At 72.0% G+C, this 17,058-nt stretch carries 17 protein-coding genes; 9 read left to right on the forward strand and 8 right to left on the reverse strand.

The window, feature by feature from the left end; all coding sequences use genetic code 11:
* The first annotated feature begins 241 nt into the window (after nt 1-241).
* Nucleotides 242-1,474, forward strand: a complete 1,233-nt coding sequence (locus ACFWM2_RS10635) for a phosphodiester glycosidase family protein (RefSeq protein WP_383275943.1) — start codon at nt 242-244, stop codon at nt 1,472-1,474.
* A 33-nt stretch (nt 1,475-1,507) separates the two neighbouring features.
* Here ACFWM2_RS10635 and ACFWM2_RS10640 read toward each other — a convergent pair whose 3' ends face one another.
* The 6 genes from ACFWM2_RS10640 to ACFWM2_RS10665 all read right to left on the reverse strand — a co-directional run bounded on the left by ACFWM2_RS10640 (nt 1,508) and on the right by ACFWM2_RS10665 (nt 7,008).
* Complete coding sequence (locus ACFWM2_RS10640; protein ID WP_383275946.1) at nt 1,508-1,702, reverse strand: hypothetical protein; 195 nt, start codon at nt 1,700-1,702, stop codon at nt 1,508-1,510.
* 103 nt (nt 1,703-1,805) lie between these two features.
* Nucleotides 1,806-2,675 carry a phosphatidylinositol-specific phospholipase C/glycerophosphodiester phosphodiesterase family protein gene (locus tag ACFWM2_RS10645; protein WP_383275949.1) on the reverse strand — a complete coding sequence of 290 codons (870 nt, stop codon included), beginning with the start codon at nt 2,673-2,675 and terminating at the stop codon, nt 1,806-1,808.
* Between the two features lie 294 nt (nt 2,676-2,969).
* Nucleotides 2,970-4,058, reverse strand: a complete 1,089-nt coding sequence (locus ACFWM2_RS10650) for an acyl-CoA dehydrogenase family protein (RefSeq protein ID WP_383275952.1) — start codon at nt 4,056-4,058, stop codon at nt 2,970-2,972.
* On the reverse strand, nt 4,055-5,239 hold the full coding sequence (locus ACFWM2_RS10655) for an acyl-CoA dehydrogenase family protein (protein WP_383275955.1): 1,185 nt from the start codon (nt 5,237-5,239) through the stop codon (nt 4,055-4,057). Before ACFWM2_RS10655 ends, ACFWM2_RS10650 begins: the two co-directional genes overlap by 4 nt.
* The gene (locus ACFWM2_RS10660) at nt 5,236-6,213 is read right to left on the reverse strand and encodes an NADPH:quinone oxidoreductase family protein (RefSeq protein WP_383275958.1); all 978 of its coding nucleotides are present in this window, start codon (nt 6,211-6,213) and stop codon (nt 5,236-5,238) included. Before ACFWM2_RS10660 ends, ACFWM2_RS10655 begins: the two co-directional genes overlap by 4 nt.
* A gap of 201 nt (nt 6,214-6,414) precedes the next feature.
* Nucleotides 6,415-7,008 (reverse strand): helix-turn-helix domain-containing protein, encoded by a 594-nt coding sequence (locus ACFWM2_RS10665; protein ID WP_383275961.1) that lies wholly within the window; start codon nt 7,006-7,008, stop codon nt 6,415-6,417.
* Between the two features lie 77 nt (nt 7,009-7,085).
* Here ACFWM2_RS10665 and ACFWM2_RS10670 point away from each other — a divergent pair, with 77 nt between their 5' ends.
* From ACFWM2_RS10670 to ACFWM2_RS10690, 5 genes are all read left to right on the forward strand, one after another.
* Nucleotides 7,086-8,021 carry an NAD(P)/FAD-dependent oxidoreductase gene (locus ACFWM2_RS10670; RefSeq protein WP_383275964.1) on the forward strand — a complete coding sequence of 312 codons (936 nt, stop codon included), beginning with the start codon at nt 7,086-7,088 and terminating at the stop codon, nt 8,019-8,021.
* Nucleotides 8,022-8,050: 29 nt separating this feature from the next.
* Nucleotides 8,051-9,589 carry an ATP-dependent DNA ligase gene (locus ACFWM2_RS10675; protein ID WP_383275967.1) on the forward strand — a complete coding sequence of 513 codons (1,539 nt, stop codon included), beginning with the start codon at nt 8,051-8,053 and terminating at the stop codon, nt 9,587-9,589.
* Nucleotides 9,586-10,068 carry an NUDIX domain-containing protein gene (locus tag ACFWM2_RS10680; protein ID WP_383275970.1) on the forward strand — a complete coding sequence of 161 codons (483 nt, stop codon included), beginning with the start codon at nt 9,586-9,588 and terminating at the stop codon, nt 10,066-10,068. The genes ACFWM2_RS10675 and ACFWM2_RS10680 overlap by 4 nt, the downstream gene beginning before the upstream one ends.
* A gap of 182 nt (nt 10,069-10,250) precedes the next feature.
* Nucleotides 10,251-11,636 carry an NADP-dependent succinic semialdehyde dehydrogenase gene (locus ACFWM2_RS10685; RefSeq protein WP_383275973.1) on the forward strand — a complete coding sequence of 462 codons (1,386 nt, stop codon included), beginning with the start codon at nt 10,251-10,253 and terminating at the stop codon, nt 11,634-11,636.
* 25 nt (nt 11,637-11,661) lie between these two features.
* Nucleotides 11,662-11,901 (forward strand): DUF6213 family protein, encoded by a 240-nt coding sequence (locus tag ACFWM2_RS10690; RefSeq protein ID WP_383275976.1) that lies wholly within the window; start codon nt 11,662-11,664, stop codon nt 11,899-11,901.
* Nucleotides 11,902-12,043: 142 nt separating this feature from the next.
* Here the strand turns inward: ACFWM2_RS10690 and ACFWM2_RS10695 are convergent, their stop codons facing one another.
* Entirely contained in the window at nt 12,044-12,718 is a 675-nt protein-coding gene (locus tag ACFWM2_RS10695; RefSeq protein ID WP_383275979.1) for a transcriptional regulator, read from the reverse strand.
* Nucleotides 12,719-12,915: 197 nt separating this feature from the next.
* Between ACFWM2_RS10695 and ACFWM2_RS10700 the strand changes: the two genes are divergently transcribed.
* The 3 genes from ACFWM2_RS10700 to ACFWM2_RS10710 are packed head-to-tail and all read left to right on the forward strand — an operon-like array spanning nt 12,916 to nt 15,729.
* A complete protein-coding gene (locus ACFWM2_RS10700; RefSeq protein ID WP_383275982.1) occupies nt 12,916-13,980 on the forward strand; it encodes a type III polyketide synthase in 1,065 nt (354 codons plus the stop codon).
* 5 nt (nt 13,981-13,985) lie between these two features.
* The gene (locus ACFWM2_RS10705; protein ID WP_383276509.1) at nt 13,986-15,200 is read left to right on the forward strand and encodes a cytochrome P450; all 1,215 of its coding nucleotides are present in this window, start codon (nt 13,986-13,988) and stop codon (nt 15,198-15,200) included.
* Between the two features lie 7 nt (nt 15,201-15,207).
* On the forward strand, nt 15,208-15,729 hold the full coding sequence (locus ACFWM2_RS10710) for a cupin domain-containing protein (protein ID WP_383275985.1): 522 nt from the start codon (nt 15,208-15,210) through the stop codon (nt 15,727-15,729).
* 67 nt (nt 15,730-15,796) lie between these two features.
* Here the strand turns inward: ACFWM2_RS10710 and ACFWM2_RS10715 are convergent, their stop codons facing one another.
* Nucleotides 15,797-17,023, reverse strand: a complete 1,227-nt coding sequence (locus tag ACFWM2_RS10715; RefSeq protein ID WP_383275988.1) for an acyl-CoA dehydrogenase family protein — start codon at nt 17,021-17,023, stop codon at nt 15,797-15,799.
* Nucleotides 17,024-17,058: the final 35 nt, after the last annotated feature.

Genomic DNA, 17,058 nt, shown 5'->3' on the forward strand with positions numbered 1-17,058 from the left:
TGGAGGGAAGCTGCGGTGCCTTGGCAGTGCCGGTGAGCGGGGTGTGGTGCGTGCAGCTGCAAGGCGGAGGAGGGAGTCGACGCGGAGCGTCGCTGACCAACGACAACGCCGCAGATGTGCGTGCCACACCCCGCGTCTCCGCCATGATCGACCGGACAGGTCCTAGGCACCGCCCTGGTCAACGCCGTCTGGTGGACTCCCCTTGAGTCCTGGGACAGTTGACGAGACATCAGGGGGGACTGTGACGCCACGCACCGCGCGGTTCAGAAGAACGGTACTGACGGTTCTCGCGGCATGGAGCGCGCTGGCCGGTGCGGCCCTGGTGGGGGCGGCACCGGCCAGCGGCGCGCAGAGCGGCACCGAGATCGCGCCGGGCGTCACGTACCAGGAGCTCGACGTCCCGGCGGCCAAGGGCGTGACGCACGCCCATGTGGTGAGCATCGACCTGCGCGATCCGCGGGTACGGGTCGATCTGCTCCACCCGGGCACGGTGGCGTCCCGGGCGCCCGTCTCGCAGCTCGCCGACACGCGGGGGGCCGTCGCCGGCGTCAACGGCGACTTCTTCAACATCACGGAGACCCAGCACCCCGGGGTCGAGGCGACGGGCGCGACCGTCGGCCCCGCGATCGCGAACGGGCACATCCTCAAGGCCGCGGTGCCGGACGGCCAGCGCTTCGGTCCCGCCCTGCCGCCCGGTACGACCACCGAGGACGTGCTGGGCGTGGGCGTCGACGGCAGAGCGCGGCTCGACAGCCTCGCGCTCGACGGCTCGCTGCGCACGAAGGAGGGGCGTCTGCCCCTCGGCGGGCTCAATCAGTACGCGCTCCCCGAGGGTACGATCGGCGCGTTCACCTCGGACTGGGGCAGCGTCTCCCGGGTGCGGGCCACCTGCGGCACGGACGCGGACCGGGCCGCGCCCTGCAGCACGGACACCCATGAGGTGACGGTCGAGGACGGACGGGTCGTGGCCTCCGCCGACAGCCCCGGTGCGGGTCCCATCGCGGCGGGGACCACCGTCCTGGTCGGCCGTGAGGCGGGCGCCCAGCAGCTGCGGAAACTGTCGGCCGGCGACCGGGTCGCCGTGCGGCACCGCCTGGTGGCGGCCGCCTCCCGGGTCCCGTACCGCTTCGCCCTCGGCGGCTACCCGGTCCTGACCGGCGGTCAGCCGCTGCCGGGCCTCGACAACGCCACTTCGGCCGTACGGACCGCGGTGGGCATCGCGGACCACGGTCGCCGTCTGCTCCTGCTCGCGCTCGACGGCGCGCCCGCGTACCGCAGCGGGCTGACCATCGCCGAAGTGGCCTCCACCATGCGGGGGTTGGGCTCCGAGGACGCCTTCAGTCTGGACGGCGGCGGGTCCACCACGCTGGTCGCCCGGGAGCCCGGCGCGGGCGCCGTCAGCGTCCGCAATCACCCCAGCGGGGGCGCCGAGCGCCCGGTCCCCAACGGCATCGGCGTGTTCGTACGCTCGTGAACCCACCCGCGGCGCACGGCGGGCTGCCCGGTGTCAGGGGTTCAGGCTGCTCACGATGTCCGCCGTCGCCGTGAGCCCGTCGTTGATGGTGGGCGCCATGCTCGTGCTCGCGAGATAGAAGCCGAGCAGCATGCAGACCAGGGCGTGCGAGAACTTCAGTGCGCCGTTGCGCAGGAAGACCACCGCCAGGATCAGGAGCAGCACCACCACTGAGATGGAAATGGCCATCGTCAACCTCCTCCGCCACGTCGACACCGCGGCTTTCGGCCGCAAGTGTCGCGTAGCGGAGGGTCCGTCCGGGCGGCTGACGTGTCCTCCGAACGTGTGGTGTCTAGGCCGCCCACCGGTGAGCGTCCAGGAACGCTTCGAGGCCGGCGAGGTCGTCGGTGTTGAGGTAGTCGACGTCGGCGGCGAGGAGTTCGCTCCAGAGGGCGTCGCGGGCCGGGCCCGCCAGGTCGGGCGTGGCCCAGAACCTGATCTTCTGCCGCCGCTTGTGGGCCGCCGCGACGATGCCGCGCAGCTTCTCCCGCTCCGCGGCCGGGAACGGACCGACGCCCAGCCAGGTGAAGTTGAGCGTCCAGTTGTCGCTGATCAGCGGTACGAACGAGGCGGGGGCGGCGCTGCCGAGGTCGGTGAGACGCCCGTCGTAGAACGCGCGCCGTACGCGCTGCGCCTCCATGGGCGCCCGGGCTGCGCGGTCTCCTGAGATCACCGCGGTGACGGGTCCAGGGTCCACATGGCCGTGCACGTAGGTGGTGAACAGCTGGCGGTAACGGCGCAGCTGCCGGTCGAGTTCGAGGTACGTCGACGCGCCCTCGGTCTTGATGTCGATGAGCAGTTGCAGGGGGGTGCGGTAACCCCGGTACACCGAGCCGTGGTTGGCCTTCACACGGGCGGCCAGCGGGGCGAGATAGAGGGATTCGAGGGTGCGGGTCGGGTCCAGGTCGACCGGGTCGTGGGCGACGAGGAGCTGGTCGCCCACGAGGTAGATGTCGGCCTCGACGCTGCCGAAGCGGTGGTCGAGGGCGTCGAGAAGAGGTCGGGGGTGGTCGTAGTCGTTGTGCGCGTGGGCGCGCCACAGCGGGCGCGGGCCGTGTTTCCGCTGCTCGCCGGCGCGCGCGTACGCGGTGGGGAGCGCGACGGAGCCCGCGAGGGCGGCGCCGAGGGTGGTGAGGGCTCTGCGGCGGGTGGTAAGGGCCATGCTCTGCCTCCCTGGAAGTGCCGTTCGGGACGGATGGGTGCACCGCCCGGTCGAGCGAAATCGGGACGGGGAGAGTATGCGGTCCCCGGGGCCCCAAGGAGCAGTGTCGTGCGGCGAGTTGGCCGGACTGCCGCCATGCGTTCACCTCGTCGGGCGCGGCTCGCGGCGCCGGTGCGGTCTCGGCTCGCCCGCCTCCGCTCGCGGTGTCCACGGGAGGGGCGGAGGCGGACCGGGCACGCCAAAAGGCCCGCCCCCGGTCGGGGACGGGCCTTCAGCGGGGCGGGAGCAGGGGCGTCAGGGCGCCCGCAGGTCGACCAGTTCGGCCAGCTCCTCCCGGTGTCGCCCGGCGGTGCCGTAGGCGATCGAGTCCGCCTTCGCGCGCTTGAGATACAGGTGGACCGGGTGCTCCCAGGTCATGCCGATGCCGCCGTGCAGTTGCAGGGCCTCCTCGGCCGCGTGGACGGCGACCGGAGCCGCGTACGCCTGCGCGACGGCGATCGCGACGGCGGTGTCCTCGCTGCCGGTCGCGAGCGCGTCCGCGGCGTTGCGGGCCGCGGCCCGCAGATGGACGGCCTCAAGCCACAGCTGTGCGAGGCGGTGCTTGAGCGCCTGGAACCCGCCGACGGGCCGGTTGAACTGCTTGCGCTCCTTGAGATGGCGCACCGTCTCCGTCAGGCACCATTCGGCGACGCCGAGTTGCTCGGAGGCGAGCAGCCCGGCACCCGCACGCAGGGCACGCCGCACGGCCGTGGCCGCGTCGGGGGTCAGCCGACGGGCTCGGGAGCCGTCGAAGGCGACCGTGGCGACCGGCCGGGTGAGGTCGAGGGAGACCTGCGGCGTCACGGTGGCGGCGTCCGCGTCCACGGCGTACAGACCGCCGTCCTCCGCCGGGACCAGCAGCACGTCGGCGGCCACCGCGTCGGCGACTCCGGTCAACTTCCCGTACAGGGTGCCGTCTTCGTGCCGCACGCCCGGAAAGGCGCCGCCGGGCGCGACGGACAGGGCGACGGCGAGCACCGCGATCGTCCGGCCGGACGCCAGCGCGATCAGCAGCTCGGCGGCCTCGTCGCCCTCGCAGGCCAGCAGCGCCTCGGTGGCGACGACGGCACTGGTCAGATAAGGCACGGGCGCGACCGAGCGGCCCAACTCCTCCAGTACCACCGCGACTTCACGGTGGGTCGCGGCCTGGCCGCCCAGCGCCTCCGGGACGAGCAGGCCGGCGAGGCCCATGCCGTCGGCGAGCAACTTCCAGAGGGCTCGGTCGTGCGGGGCGTCCGTCTCGGTGCGGGCGATGACGCCTGCCGCGTCGCAGTGGTCGGCGAGGAGGTCGCGGACGGCGGAGCGCAGCGCCTCTTCGTCCTCCGAGTACAGCAGGTCGGTCATCGGGCCAGGTCCTTCCAGGCGACGTCCTTGTCGGTGCGCGGCTCTGAGGGCAGTCCCAGCACGCGTTCGGCGACGATGTTCAGCAGGACCTCGCTGGTCCCGCCCTCGATGCTGTTGCCCTTGGAGCGCAGGTAGCGGTAGCCGGCGTCACGGCCGGTGAAGTCGACGTGCTCCGGCCGGCGCAGCGTCCAGTCGTCGTACAACAGGCCTTCCTCGCCGAGGAGTTCGACCTCCAGGCCGCTGATCTCCTGGTTGAGGCGGGCGAACGCGAGCTTCATGCCGGAGCCCTCCGGGCCGGGCTGGCCCGCGACGAGCTGCTGGCGCAGCCGCTCGCCGGTGAGCCTGGCCACCTCCGCCTCGACCCACAGCTTCAGCAGACGCTGGTGAAGGTCGTGGGTGCGCAGGTCGGGACGCTCGCGCCAGGTCCTGGAGACCGGGCCGATCATGCCGCCCTCGCGGGGGATGCGCATGCCGCCGATGGACACGCGCTCGTTCATCAGCGTCGTCTGGGCGACCCGCCAGCCGTCCCCGATCTCGCCGAGGCGGTGCGCGTCCGGGATGCGTACGTCGGTGAGGAAGACCTCGTTGAACTCGGCCTCGCCGGTGACCTGGCGTAGCGGCCGCACCTCGATGCCGGGGTCGGTCATGTCGCAGACGAAGTACGTGATCCCGCGGTGCTTGGGCTGGTCCGGGTCGGTGCGTGCGATGAGGATGGCCCAGCGGGCGACATGGGCGCTGGACGTCCACACCTTCTGCCCGTTGACCACCCAGTCACCCGCGTCGTCCCGGACGGCTCGGGTGCCGAGCGCGGCGAGGTCGGACCCGGCGCCCGGCTCGCTGAAGAGCTGGCACCAGACCTCCTCGCCGACCCACAGCGGCCGCAGGAAGCGCCGCTTCTGCTCCTCCGTGCCGAAGCCGAGGATCGTCGGCGCGGCCATGCCGAGACCGATGCCGATCCGGCGCGGGTCGTTGTCGGGCGCTCCCGCGGCCTCCAACTCGGCGTCCACGACGGCCTGGAGGGTTCGCGGCGCGCCGAGCCCGCCGAGCCCCTCGGGGTAGTGCACCCAGGCGAGCCCGGCGTCGAAGCGGGCCCTGAGGAAGTCCGTCCGGTCGGTCGTGGCCGGGGGGTGCGCGGCGAGCAACTCCTGCGTGCGGGTGCGCAGTTCGGCGACGTCCGTCATGCCGCTCCTCCTTCGGTGAGTCCGGGGACGACGGCGACGCGGCCGGTGGTGACACCGTCCGCGACGCGCTGTACGGCCGCCGCGGCGCCGCTCAGCGGGACCCGCTCGCTGACCAGCGGCTTGATCGCGCCCCGTGCGGCCAGCTCGGTGAGCTGCTCGTGGCAGTGCTGGACCAGCTTCGGGTTCTTGGTGTTGTACAGGCCCCAGTGCAGGCCGAGGATCGCGTAGTTCTTCACGAGGGCGTGGTTCAGCGCGGGGCTGGGGATGGACCCGCTCGCGAAGCCCACGACGACGATCCGGCCCTCGAAGGCGACGACCTTGGTGGACTGCGTGTACGCCTCGCCGCCGACCGGGTCGTAGATCACGTCCGCACCCCGGCCGCCGGTGGCCTCCTTGACGGCGCCGATGACGTTCTCGGAACGGCGGTCCACGACGACGTCGCAGCCGAGTTCGCGGGCCACCGCGGCCTTGTCGGCCCCGCCGACGACACCGATGACCGTGGCGCCGGCGGCCTTGCCGAGCTGTACGGCCGCGCTGCCGACCCCGCCCGCGGCGGCGTGCACGAGCAGCGTCTCGCCGGCCTCCAGGCGGGCCCTGCGGTGCAGGCCGAACCAGCCTGTCTGGTAACCGATGTGCAGAGCGGCCGCCTCGGCGTCGTCCAGGGCGTCGGGCGCGGACAGCAGGGCGGCGGCGTCCGCGACGGCGTACTCGGCGAAACCGCCGTACGGCAGTGCCGGGTTGGCGAGCACGCGCCGCCCGTCCTCGGTCTCGCCGCAGATCTCCACGCCGGGCGTGAACGGCAGCGGCGGCCTGACCTGGTAATGACCGCGGCACATCAGCGCGTCCGGGAAGTTGATGTTCGCCGCGCGCACCTTGAGCAGGACCTGCCCCTCGGCGGGCTCCGGGCGCTCCACCTCCGCGAGCCGCATCACCTCGCCGGGCTCGCCGTTCTGGTGCACTTGCCATGCCTGCATGCGGGGCCTCCACGGGACTGTGTCTGATGTGTTCGCACCTCAGGGGCGCCTCAGCCGGTGTCGAGAGACCGACCGTGCTCAACCCTTCGGGCCTCCGCGCTCGGTCTCTCGACACCGGCGTGCCCCTTCAGCTCACGTTTCGTCTGACCGGGCTCTTTGCATACTAAGCGGTCGCTTGCCGAGAGGGAACAGTCCGCCCCGTCATGCGCCGGTGGACCGCGAGGGGCGCGCCCTTACGTGCATCCGCTCCCCCTGCGGTCCGAACAGGCTCAGGAACTCCGCCGGCCCCTCGTCCGTCGCCCCGAACCAGTGCGGCACCCGGGTGTCGAATTCCGCGGCCTCTCCCGGACCGAGCACCACGTCGTGCTCCCCGAGCACCAGCCGCAGCCGCCCGGAGAGCACGTACAGCCACTCGTACCCCTCGTGGGTCCGCGGCTCGGGCTCCCGCTTCCGCACCGGTTCGAGCACCTTGTAGGCCTGCAGGCCGCCGGGCTGCCGGGTGAGCGGCCAGTGCGTACGGCCGTCCCGCACGATCGGCTTGGACCGGACGCGCGGGTCGCCGACCGGCGGAGCGCCGACCAGCTCGTCCAGCGGCACCTGGTGGGCCCGGGCGATCGGCAGCAGCAGCTCCAGGCTGGGCTTGCGCAGCCCGGACTCCAGACGCGACAGCGTGCTGACGGAGATGCCGGTCACCTCGGAGAGGCCGGCGAGCGTCGCCCCCCGCTCCTTGCGGATCCGCCGCAGCCGCGGACCTACCTCCGCGAGCACCTCGTCCGTCTGCGCTTCCTCAGTCATCCCCCTATTGCAGATTCGGCAAAGGCATTTGTCAATCCGGCAGTCTTCGCGCGACGGTGTCCGTGGAGGTGGTCACCATGACCGAGAGGTACGAAGCAGTGGTCGTCGGCGGCGGCGCGGCCGGACTGTCGGCGGCACTGGTCCTCGGACGGGCGCGACGCCACACGCTCGTCGTCGACGCGGGCGAGCCGCGCAACGCGCCCGCCGGGCACCTGCAGGGCTATCTGACCCGGGACGGCATGCGGCCCGCCGAGTTCCTCGCCGAGGGGCGGCGGGAGATCGAGCGGTACGGGGTCGAGCTGGTCCGGGACCGTGCGGTGGACGTGACGCGGGACGAGCAGGGGGAGTTCGACGTGACGCTCGCCGGCGGGCGCACCGTGCACGCCCGCCGGCTGGTCATCGCCACCGGTCTCGCGGACGAGCTGCCCTCGGTGCCGGGGGTCGCCGAGCGCTTCGGGCGGGATGTCCTGCACTGCCCGTACTGCCACGGCTGGGAGGTGCGCGACGAGGCCTTCGGGGTGCTGGCGACGAGTGTGCTCAGCGTCCACCAGGCGCTCATCGTCACCCAGTGGTCCAAGGACGTCACGTTCTTCCTGCACTCCGTCGCCGAGGAGGAGATCCCGGACGAGGAGCTGCGCAGGCTGGCGGCGGCCGGTGTGCGCGTCGTCCCCGGCGAGGTCGCGGGGCTCGTGGTCGCCGACGACCGGCTCACCGGGGTACGGCTGGCGGACGGCTCCACCCACGACCGCTCGGTGCTGTTCGTCGCGCCCCGCGCCGTCCCGCGCACCGGTCTCTTCGAGCGGCTGGGGGCCGAGCTGAGCGAGACACCGTTCGGCACCTATCCCGTGGTCGACCGGACGGGCCTGACGACCGTGCCCGGCGTCTGGGCCGCGGGCAATGCGGTCGGCTTCGCCGAGCAGGTCGTGAACGCAGCCGGCGGTGGCTACCGGGCCGCCGCCACGCTCAACGGCGAACTGCTCCTCGCGGACCTCGACGCGGCCGTGCGGGTGTAGAGCGGCCGGCTCCGTTGCACCATGGCTGCATGCTGCTGAGCCGGCTCGCCCACGTGTCCCAGGAGGTCGCCGCCACCTCGGCGCGGTCCCGGAAGATCGCTCTGCTCGCCGAGCTGTTCCGGGACGCCGACGCGGACGACGTGCCGATCGTCATCCCGTACCTCGCCGGCCGTCTGCCCCAGGGGCGGCTCGGCATCGGCTGGAAGCTGCTCAGCCAACCGGTCCCGCCCGCGCCGGAACCCTCACTCACCGTGCGGGAGGTCGACGCCCGCCTCACCGAGGTCGGCACGGTCACCGGCACCGGCTCGCAGGGCCGGCGCAAGCAGCTGATGGGCGAGCTGATGGCGGCCTGCACCGCCGAGGAACAGCGGTTCCTGTTCGGCCTGCTGACCGGTGAGGTACGGCAGGGCGCGCTGGATGCGGTCGCCGTCGAGGGCCTGGCGCAGGCGACCGGGGCGCCCTCCGCGGACGTACGGCGGGCGGTGATGCTCGCCGGGTCGCTGCAGACCGTGGCGCAGGCGCTGCTCGCGGAGGGTCCGGCGGCGCTGGACGCGTTCCGGCTCACCGTCGGCCGCCCGGTGCTGCCCATGCTGGCCCACACGGCCGGTTCCGTGACCGAAGCCGTCGGCAAGCTGGGCGCGTGTGCCGTCGAGGAGAAGCTCGACGGCATCCGCGTCCAGGTGCACCGCGACGGCGACACCGTGCGGATCTACACCCGTACCCTCGACGACATCACCGACCGGCTGCCCGAACTGACCACTGCGGCACTGGAGTTGAAGGGCGAGCGGTTCATCCTGGACGGCGAGGTCATCGCGCTCGGCGAGGACGGCCGACCGCGGTCCTTCCAGGAGATCGCCGGACGCGTGGGGTCGCGGGTGGACGTGGCCACGGCCGCCGCCGCGGTGCCGGTCTCCCCCGTCTTCTTCGACGCGCTGTCCGTCGACGGGCAGGACCTGCTGGATCTGCCGTTCACCGAGCGGCACGCGGAGCTGGCCCGGCTGGTGCCGGAGCCGATGCGGGTGCGGCGCACCCTCGTGTCGGGTCCGGACGACGCCCCGGCGGCCGAGACGTTCCTCGCGGACACGCTGGCCCGCGGTCACGAGGGCGTCGTGGTCAAGGGCCTGGACGCCCCCTACAGCGCGGGCCGGCGCGGCGCCTCCTGGCTCAAGGTCAAACCCGTGCACACGCTCGACCTCGTGGTGCTGGCCGCGGAGTGGGGCCACGGCCGGCGCACCGGCAAGCTGTCCAACCTGCATCTGGGGGCGCGGAACGAGGACGGGTCGTTCACGATGCTGGGCAAGACGTTCAAGGGAATGACGGACGCCGTGCTGACCTGGCAGACGGAGCGGCTGCAGGAGCTGGCCGTCGAGGACAACGGCCACGTGGTCACCGTACGGCCCGAACTCGTCGTCGAGATCGCCTACGACGGTCTGCAGAGGTCCACCCGCTATCCGGCCGGCGTGACGCTGCGTTTCGCCCGCGTGGTGCGCTACCGCGAGGACAAGACGCCGGCCGAGGCCGACACGGTCGGGACGCTGCTGGCCGCGCACCCGGAGGTGCGGCCGTGAGCGCTAAGCGCAGCGCGGGACTCCTGCTGTTCCGGCGCACCGACGGCGGCGACGGGGTCCCCGGCCCCCTCCAGGTGCTGCTCGGTCACATGGGCGGCCCGTTCTTCGCGCGGCGGGACGCGGGGGCGTGGAGCGTGCCGAAGGGCGAGTACGAACCCGACGAGGCGGCCTGGGACGCCGCGCGTCGCGAGTTCCAGGAGGAGCTGGGCCTGGCGCCGCCCGAGGGCGAGGCCGTCCCGCTCGGCGAGGTCCGGCAGACCAACGGCAAGATCGTCACGGCCTGGGCGATCGAGGCCGACCTCGATCCGGCGAGGATGGTCCCGGGCACCTTCACGATGGAGTGGCCGCCCAGGTCGGGGCGGTTCCAGGAGTTCCCGGAGCTCGACCGGGTGGAGTGGCTGGACCTGGACCGGGCGCGCGCCGTGATCGTGCCGGCGCAGGCGGCGTTTCTCGACCGCCTCGTGGAGCACTCGGAGTGAGAGCCGTCGTCCGAACCGTGGCGGCGGCTCGGAGAGAGCCGGTGCCCGGACGGTCACGGCGGCCCCCGAGGGAGCCGACGTCGTCCGGACCCGGCACCGGCTCGCTGAAAGGGCCCTCCGCGTTGCGCCGTACCGCGCCGCGCGGGAGGGTCGAAAGACAGCCCGCTTTCAGGAGGTCGGCCATGCCCATCGCGACGGTGAACCCGGCGAACGGCGAGACACTCAAGACGTACGACGCCCTGGGCGCCGAGGAGATCGAACGCAGGCTCGCCACCGCCGAATCCGCGTTCCGCACCTATCGCACCACCGCCTTCGCGGAGCGCGCCCGGCTGCTGCACCGGGCCGCCGACCTGCTCGACGAGGACCAGACGGACATCGCCCAGGTGATGACCACCGAGATGGGCAAGCCGGTCAAGCAGGCCCGTGCCGAGGCCGCGAAGTGCGCCAAGGCGATGCGCTGGTACGCCGACCACGCCGAGGAGCTGCTCGCCGACGAGGAGCCCGGCGAGTCCTACGCCCGGGACTCCGGCGCCTCCCGGGTGATCGTGCGCTACCGCCCGCTCGGTCCGGTGCTGGCCGTCATGCCGTGGAACTTCCCGCTCTGGCAGGTGATCCGGTTCGCCGCGCCCGCGCTCATGGCGGGCAACGTGGGCCTGCTCAAGCACGCCTCGAACGTCCCGCAGACCGCCCTCTACCTGGAGGAGCTGTTCCGCCGGGCGGGCTTCCCCGACGGGTGCTTCCAGACGCTGCTGGTCGGCTCGGGCGCGGTCGAGGACATCCTGCGCGACCCACGGGTCAAGGCGGCCACGCTCACCGGGAGTGAGCCGGCCGGCCGCGCGGTCGCCGCCGTCGCCGGGGACGAGATCAAGAAGACGGTCCTGGAGCTGGGCGGCAGCGACCCGTACGTGGTCATGCCGTCCGCCGACATCGACCGCGCCGCGAAGACCGCGGTGACGGCCCGGGTGCAGAACAACGGCCAGTCGTGCATCGCCGCCAAGCGGTTCATCGTGCACACCGACGTGTTCGACGCCTTCGCCGAGCGCTTCGCGGCCGGGATGAAGGCCCTGAAGGTGGGCGACCCGCTGGACGAGGAGACCGAGGTCGGGCCGCTCTCCAGCGAACAGGGCCGCAGTGACCTGGAGGAACTCGTCGACGACGCGGTCGAGAACGGCGCCACGGTCCTCTGCGGCGCCGAGCGCCCCGACGGGGCCGGCTGGTTCTACGCCCCGACCGTCCTCACCGACATCACCCCCGAGATGCGCATCCACCTGGAGGAGACCTTCGGTCCCGTCGCGACCCTCTACCGCGCCGCCGACCTGGACGAAGCCGTCGCCCTCGCCAACGACACGCCCTTCGGTCTGAGTTCGAACGTCTGGACGCGGGACGAGACCGAGGTGGACCGGTTCGTCCGGGATCTGGAGGCGGGCGGCGTGTACTTCAATGGGATGACGGCCTCCCACCCAGCCTTCCCGTTCGGCGGGATCAAGCGGTCCGGGTACGGGCGTGAACTGTCGGGGCACGGAATCCGCGAGTTCTGCAACATCACCACGGTGTGGCACGGAGCGTGAGCGTCCGACGGCTACGATCCCCCCTGTGAACCGCGAAGTGACCCTCCCTCTGATCGTCGACGACCGCGGCACGTTGCAGGTGTCGGCCGCCGACGTCAGCAAACTGCTGCGCACGGTGGGCGGCCGCTGGCTGCATCTGGTGGAGGCCGGTCAGGACGGGCTCGACGAGGACACGGTGGCGACGCTCACGATCGAACTCGCCAAGCTCGCCGACCGTATCGACGTGGCCTGCATCGCCCACAGCAGCGGGACGACCGTCGACTGACGGCGGGTCGGCCGGCTCCGGGATTGCGCGGGGCCGGCCATCCGCCGCTGTCGCTCGTGCCACGGGCCGGCCCCCGGCACGCGGGCCGACCCCTCATGACACGGGCCGGCCCCTCGGCACGCGGCCGGCGCCCGGCTCCGCGTCAGCCCTGCCGCTGGTCGAGCTCCCACAGCGCGTGCCAGAACCTGGCCTCGTAGCCCTGCAGCAGCCGGCCGTACCGATGAACCTCGTCCTCGTCGACCCGCCCGGCCTCCAGGCCCTCCTCGACGGCGGCCAGGGCCCGCTGTGCCAGCTCGGGCGCGGGCTCGGCGAAGAAGTCGAAGAATCCGCAGGCCTCGTCGTCGAAGCCGTAGTGGCCGCGCAGCGCCCCGGCGATCGTCGCGCAATAGCCGCCCCACGCCGCGAAGTTGGCGCTCAGCGCGAGCACCACGTCGGCCGGCGCGCCGTTGAGGGCCAGCCACGCCACGTACGCGGGGTACGTCTGGCAGTCGCCGAGCGGCTCGTATCCGGCGGCCCGCACCTCGTCCGCCCCGCACGCGGCGGCATACGCCCCGAGTCGATCCTGGGCCAAGGCCTCACCCTCGGCGAGCATTTCGAAGAAGGCGGCGCTGTGCGGGGCGGCCGCCGACCGTACGGCCAGATGGCCGAACGCCCGGCGGTCCGCGGCGATCACATGGCGCTGTTCCAGAGCGAGCGCGGCGAGCGTGGACCGCTGGGCGGCGCCCCGGGCGATCAGCGGGACGAGCCGGTTGGCATGAGGGTCCGGGGCGAGCTTCCCGGTGGTGCTGTCCAGCAGTTCTCCGGCCGTGCGCGCCATCGCTGACTCCTTCGGATCGGCTCTTTCGAGGTCCCTTCGACCAGATTGCCACGTCCGCGAAATTCGCCGGTCTGGAGTAGTCCGGCGCGATATCCCCGCGCTGCCGGGTGATCGTGGGAGAACCACCCCTCCGTGGTGAACCACCCTTCCGCCGGGGGACACAGAGTTCCCCGGAAGGCGAAAGTAGGCGCTTCCTCATGGCGACTTTGTGCAGACCCTCGGTGTCCGTCCCAGAGCACGTGATCACGATGGAGGAGACGCTCGAACTGGCGGCCTCCCGTCATGCGGGCCACCCCCAACTGCCGCTGGCACTCCGGCTGATCGAGAACACCGGGGTCCGCACCCGGCACATCGTCCAGCCGATCGAAGAGACGCTCAAACACCCCGGCTTCGAAGACCGGAACAAGGTCTACGCGAGCGAGGCGAAGGCCCGTGTCCCCGCCGTCGTACAGCGGGCGCTGGACGACGCCGAGCTGCTCACCACCGACATCGACGTGATCATCTACGTCTCGTGCACCGGCTTCATGATGCCGTCGCTCACGGCCTGGCTGATCAACTCGATGGACTTCAGCAGCGACACCCGGCAGATACCCATAGCCCAGCTGGGCTGTGCCGCCGGAGGGGCCGCGATCAACCGGGCGCACGACTTCTGCACGGCCTACCCCGAGGCCAACGCGCTCATCGTGGCCTGCGAGTTCTGCTCGCTGTGCTACCAGCCCACCGACCTCGGCGTCGGCTCCCTGCTGTGCAACGGCCTGTTCGGCGACGGCATAGCGGCCGCGGTGGTCCGCGGCCGGGGCGGCACCGGCATCCAGCTGGAACGCAACGGCTCGTACCTGATCCCCAAGACCGAGGAATGGATCATGTACGACGTCCGGGCCACCGGTTTCCACTTCCTGCTGGACAAGCGGGTGCCCGGCACCATGGAGCCGCTCGCTCCCGCCCTGCACGACCTCGCGCGTCAGCACGGCTGGGACGCCTCCAACCTGGACTTCTACATCATCCACGCGGGCGGACCCAGGATCCTCGACGACCTCAGCAAGTTCCTCGAAGTCCCGCCGGACGCCTTCCGGTTCAGCCGGGCCACCCTCACCGAGTACGGAAACATCGCCAGCGCCGTCGTCCTGGACGCGCTGCGCCGGCTCTTCGACGAGGGCGGCGCCGAGCACGCCGCGCGCGGACTGCTGGCGGGCTTCGGCCCCGGTATCACCGCGGAGATGGCGCTGGGCAGCTGGACCAACTCGACCAACGAGACGACGTGACCGGAATGACCGAGAAGACGATCACTCAGCCGCTGCCCCCCGTCCGGCACTGGCCCGCCCTCGACCTGACCGGGGTGGACTTCGACCCGGTCCTCACCGAGCTGATGCGCGAGGGCCCGGTCACCCGGATCCAGCTGCCCAACGGCGAGGGCTGGGCCTGGCTGGTCACGCGCTACGACGACGTGCGCATGGTGACCAACGACGCCCGCTTCAGCCGTGAGGCGGTCATGGGGCGGCAGGTCACCCGGCTCGCCCCGCACTTCATCCCGGCGGCGGGCGCGGTCGGCTTCGCCGACCCGCCCGATCACACCAGGCTGCGTCGCTCCGTGGCCGCCGCCTTCACCGCGCGCGGTGTGGAGCGGCTGCGCGACAGCGCCCGCCGCATGCTCGACGAGCTGGTCGACGAGCTGCTCCAGGACGGGCCCCCGGCGGATCTCACCGAGGCGATCCTGAGCCCCTTCCCCATCGCCGTCATCTGCGAGCTGATGGGCGTCCCGGCCGCCGACCGGCAGAGCATGCACACCTGGACCCAGCTGATCCTGTCCTCCTCGCACGGAGCCGACGTCAGCGAGCGGGCCAAGAACGAGATGAGCGCCTACTTCACGCAGCTCATCGGCGACCGGAAGGGCAGCGACGGCGAGGACGTCACCTCGCTGCTCGGCGCCGCGGTGGGCCGGGCCGAGCTGACCATGGACGAGGCCGTGGGTCTCGCCGTGCTCATCCAGATCGGCGGCGAGGCGGTCACCAACAACAGCGGGCAGATGTTCTTCATCCTGCTGACCCGCCCCGCCCTGTGGGAACAGCTCCGCGCCGACCCGGCGATCCGCCCGCAGGCCATCGACGAACTGCTGCGCTACATCCCGCACCGCAGCGCCGTGGGCCTGTCGCGGATCGCGATGGAGGACGTGGACGTCAGCGGCGTACGGATCCGGCAGGGCGACGCGGTGTACGTGTCGTATCTGGCCGCCAACCGCGACCCCTCCGTCTTCCCCGACCCGGAGCGGATCGACTTCTCCCGCAGCCCGAACCCGCACGTGTCCTTCGGGTTCGGACCGCACTACTGCGTCGGCGGGATGCTGGCCCGGCTGGAGTCGGAGCTGATGGTCGACGCCCTGCTGGAGCGGGTGCCAGCGCTGAAGCTCGCGGTGCCGCCGGACCGGGTGCCGTTCAGGAAGGGCGCGCTGATCCGCGGCCCCGAGGCCCTGCCCGTGACGTGGTGAACGGCCGATGACCGCGTCCGAAGGCCTGCTGGTGCCGCCGGGTCACGGCCGGGTCGTGCAGACGCCCGCCCAGCACGTGACCTTCAAGGTGACCGGCACGCACTCGCGGATGGCGTCCACCTTCGAGGTGGTGGTGCCGCCGGGCTTCGACGTGGGCGCGCATGTGCACACCCGCAGCGAGGAGCTGTTCTACGTGCTCGAGGGCGAGTTGGACGTGCTCGCCTTCGAGCCGCGCGTGCGGACCCCGGACCACTGGCAGAAGTGGCGGTCGCCCTCGGGCAGCCAGGTCGTACGGGCCACCCCGGGCACGGTCATCGTGGTGCCCCCGGGGTGCCCGCACGCCTTCTCGAACCCCACCGAGACGCCCGCGAAGATGTTCTTCCAGGCGTCACCGCCGCCCGACCACGAGCGCTACTTCGAGGAACTGCTGGAGATCCTCGGCAACGGCGGCCCGCCCGACCACGCGGCGATCGAGGCGCTGCGCGCGCGCTACGACATCGAGCAGCTCACACCCTTGAAACACCGCTAGCCGGAGCGCCTCTCCGAGGAGTGCGGGAGAACTGCGCGACCAGCCACAGCCGGTTCGCAGCCCGCCTCTAGCGGATGGGCATCCCGGACAGCGTCCGCGCGATCACCAGCCGCTGCACCTCGCTCGTCCCCTCGAAGATCGTGTAAATGGCCGCATCCCGGTGCATCCGCTCCACCGGGTACTCCCGGGTGTAACCGTTGCCGCCGAGGATCTGGATCGCCTGCGCGGTGACCTTCTTCGCCGTCTCGCTGGCGAACAGCTTCGACATGGAGCCCTCGGCCGCGGTGAACGGCCTGCCGTTGATCGCCATCCAGGAGGCGCGCCACACCAGCAGCCGCGCCGCGTCGATCGACGTGCGCATGTCGGCGAGCTGGAAGGCCACGCCCTGGTTGTCGATGATCGGCCGGCCGAACTGCTCGCGGGTCTTCGCGTAGTCGAGGGCCACCTCGTACGCGGCCCGGGCGGTGCCGACCGCCATGGCGCCGACGGCCGGGCGGGACGCCTCGAAGGTGGCCATCGCCGCGTTCTTCACCCGCTCGCCGCCCGCCTTGGCGCGCTCGCGGGCCCGGGCGAGACGCTCGTCGAGCTTCTCCTTGCCGCCGAGGAGGCAGGAGCCGGGGATCCGCACGTTCTCCAGGACGACCTCGGCGGTGTGCGAGGCGCGGATGCCGTGCTTCTTGAACTTCTGGCCCTGGGACAGGCCCGGCGTGTTCGGCGGCACGATGAACGAGGCGTGGCCCTTGGAGCCCAGTCCGGAGTCGACGACCGCGACGACGACGTGGACGTTGGCGATGCCGCCGTTGGTCGCCCAGGTCTTGGTGCCGTTGAGGACCCACTCGTCCTTGGCCTCGTCGTAGACGGCACGGGTGCGCATGGAGGCGACGTCGGAGCCGGCGTCGGGCTCGGAGGAGCAGAAGGCGGCGACCTTGACGTCGTTGGCATCGCCGTACATCTGGGGGATCCAGGTGCCGATCTGCTCCTCGGTGCCGTTGGCGAGGACGCCCACCGCGGCGAGGCCGGTGCCGACGATCGACAGGGCGATGCCCGCGTCGCCCCAGAACAGCTCCTCCATGGCCATCGGGATGCCGAGGCCGGTGGGGTCGAAGTACTGCTGGGCGTAGAAGTCCAGGGAGTAGATGCCGACCTTGGCGGCCTCCTGGATGACCGGCCACGGCGTCTCTTCACGCTCGTCCCATTCGGAGGCCGCGGGGCGGATCACATCGGCGGCGAAACCGTGGAGCCAGTCCCGGACCTCCTTCTGTTCGTCGTTGAGTTCCATGGTGAACTCGGCCATGACCCCTCCAGCGCTGCATTCGCGTGTTACTTGCG

This window comes from Streptomyces sp. NPDC058371 (genome assembly GCF_042723265.1).
Taxonomy (GTDB): Bacteria; Actinomycetota; Actinomycetes; order Streptomycetales; family Streptomycetaceae; genus Streptomyces.

What these genes read in the sequence shown, in the direction of transcription:
- ACFWM2_RS10640 (WP_383275946.1), bottom strand. Translation starts at nt 1,702, where the DNA reads ATGGCCATTTCCATCTCAGTGGTGGTGCTGCTCCTGATCCTGGCGGTG.
- ACFWM2_RS10645 (WP_383275949.1), bottom strand. Translation starts at nt 2,675, where the DNA reads ATGGCCCTTACCACCCGCCGCAGAGCCCTCACCACCCTCGGCGCCGCC.
- ACFWM2_RS10650 (WP_383275952.1), bottom strand. Translation starts at nt 4,058, where the DNA reads ATGACCGACCTGCTGTACTCGGAGGACGAAGAGGCGCTGCGCTCCGCC.
- ACFWM2_RS10655 (WP_383275955.1), bottom strand. Translation starts at nt 5,239, where the DNA reads ATGACGGACGTCGCCGAACTGCGCACCCGCACGCAGGAGTTGCTCGCC.
- ACFWM2_RS10660 (WP_383275958.1), bottom strand. Translation starts at nt 6,213, where the DNA reads ATGCAGGCATGGCAAGTGCACCAGAACGGCGAGCCCGGCGAGGTGATG.
- ACFWM2_RS10665 (WP_383275961.1), bottom strand. Translation starts at nt 7,008, where the DNA reads ATGACTGAGGAAGCGCAGACGGACGAGGTGCTCGCGGAGGTAGGTCCG.
- ACFWM2_RS10670 (WP_383275964.1), top strand. Translation starts at nt 7,086, where the DNA reads ATGACCGAGAGGTACGAAGCAGTGGTCGTCGGCGGCGGCGCGGCCGGA.
- ACFWM2_RS10675 (WP_383275967.1), top strand. Translation starts at nt 8,051, where the DNA reads ATGCTGCTGAGCCGGCTCGCCCACGTGTCCCAGGAGGTCGCCGCCACC.
- ACFWM2_RS10685 (WP_383275973.1), top strand. Translation starts at nt 10,251, where the DNA reads ATGCCCATCGCGACGGTGAACCCGGCGAACGGCGAGACACTCAAGACG.
- ACFWM2_RS10695 (WP_383275979.1), bottom strand. Translation starts at nt 12,718, where the DNA reads ATGGCGCGCACGGCCGGAGAACTGCTGGACAGCACCACCGGGAAGCTC.
- ACFWM2_RS10700 (WP_383275982.1), top strand. Translation starts at nt 12,916, where the DNA reads ATGGCGACTTTGTGCAGACCCTCGGTGTCCGTCCCAGAGCACGTGATC.
- ACFWM2_RS10705 (WP_383276509.1), top strand. Translation starts at nt 13,986, where the DNA reads ATGACCGAGAAGACGATCACTCAGCCGCTGCCCCCCGTCCGGCACTGG.
- ACFWM2_RS10710 (WP_383275985.1), top strand. Translation starts at nt 15,208, where the DNA reads ATGACCGCGTCCGAAGGCCTGCTGGTGCCGCCGGGTCACGGCCGGGTC.
- ACFWM2_RS10715 (WP_383275988.1), bottom strand. Translation starts at nt 17,023, where the DNA reads ATGGCCGAGTTCACCATGGAACTCAACGACGAACAGAAGGAGGTCCGG.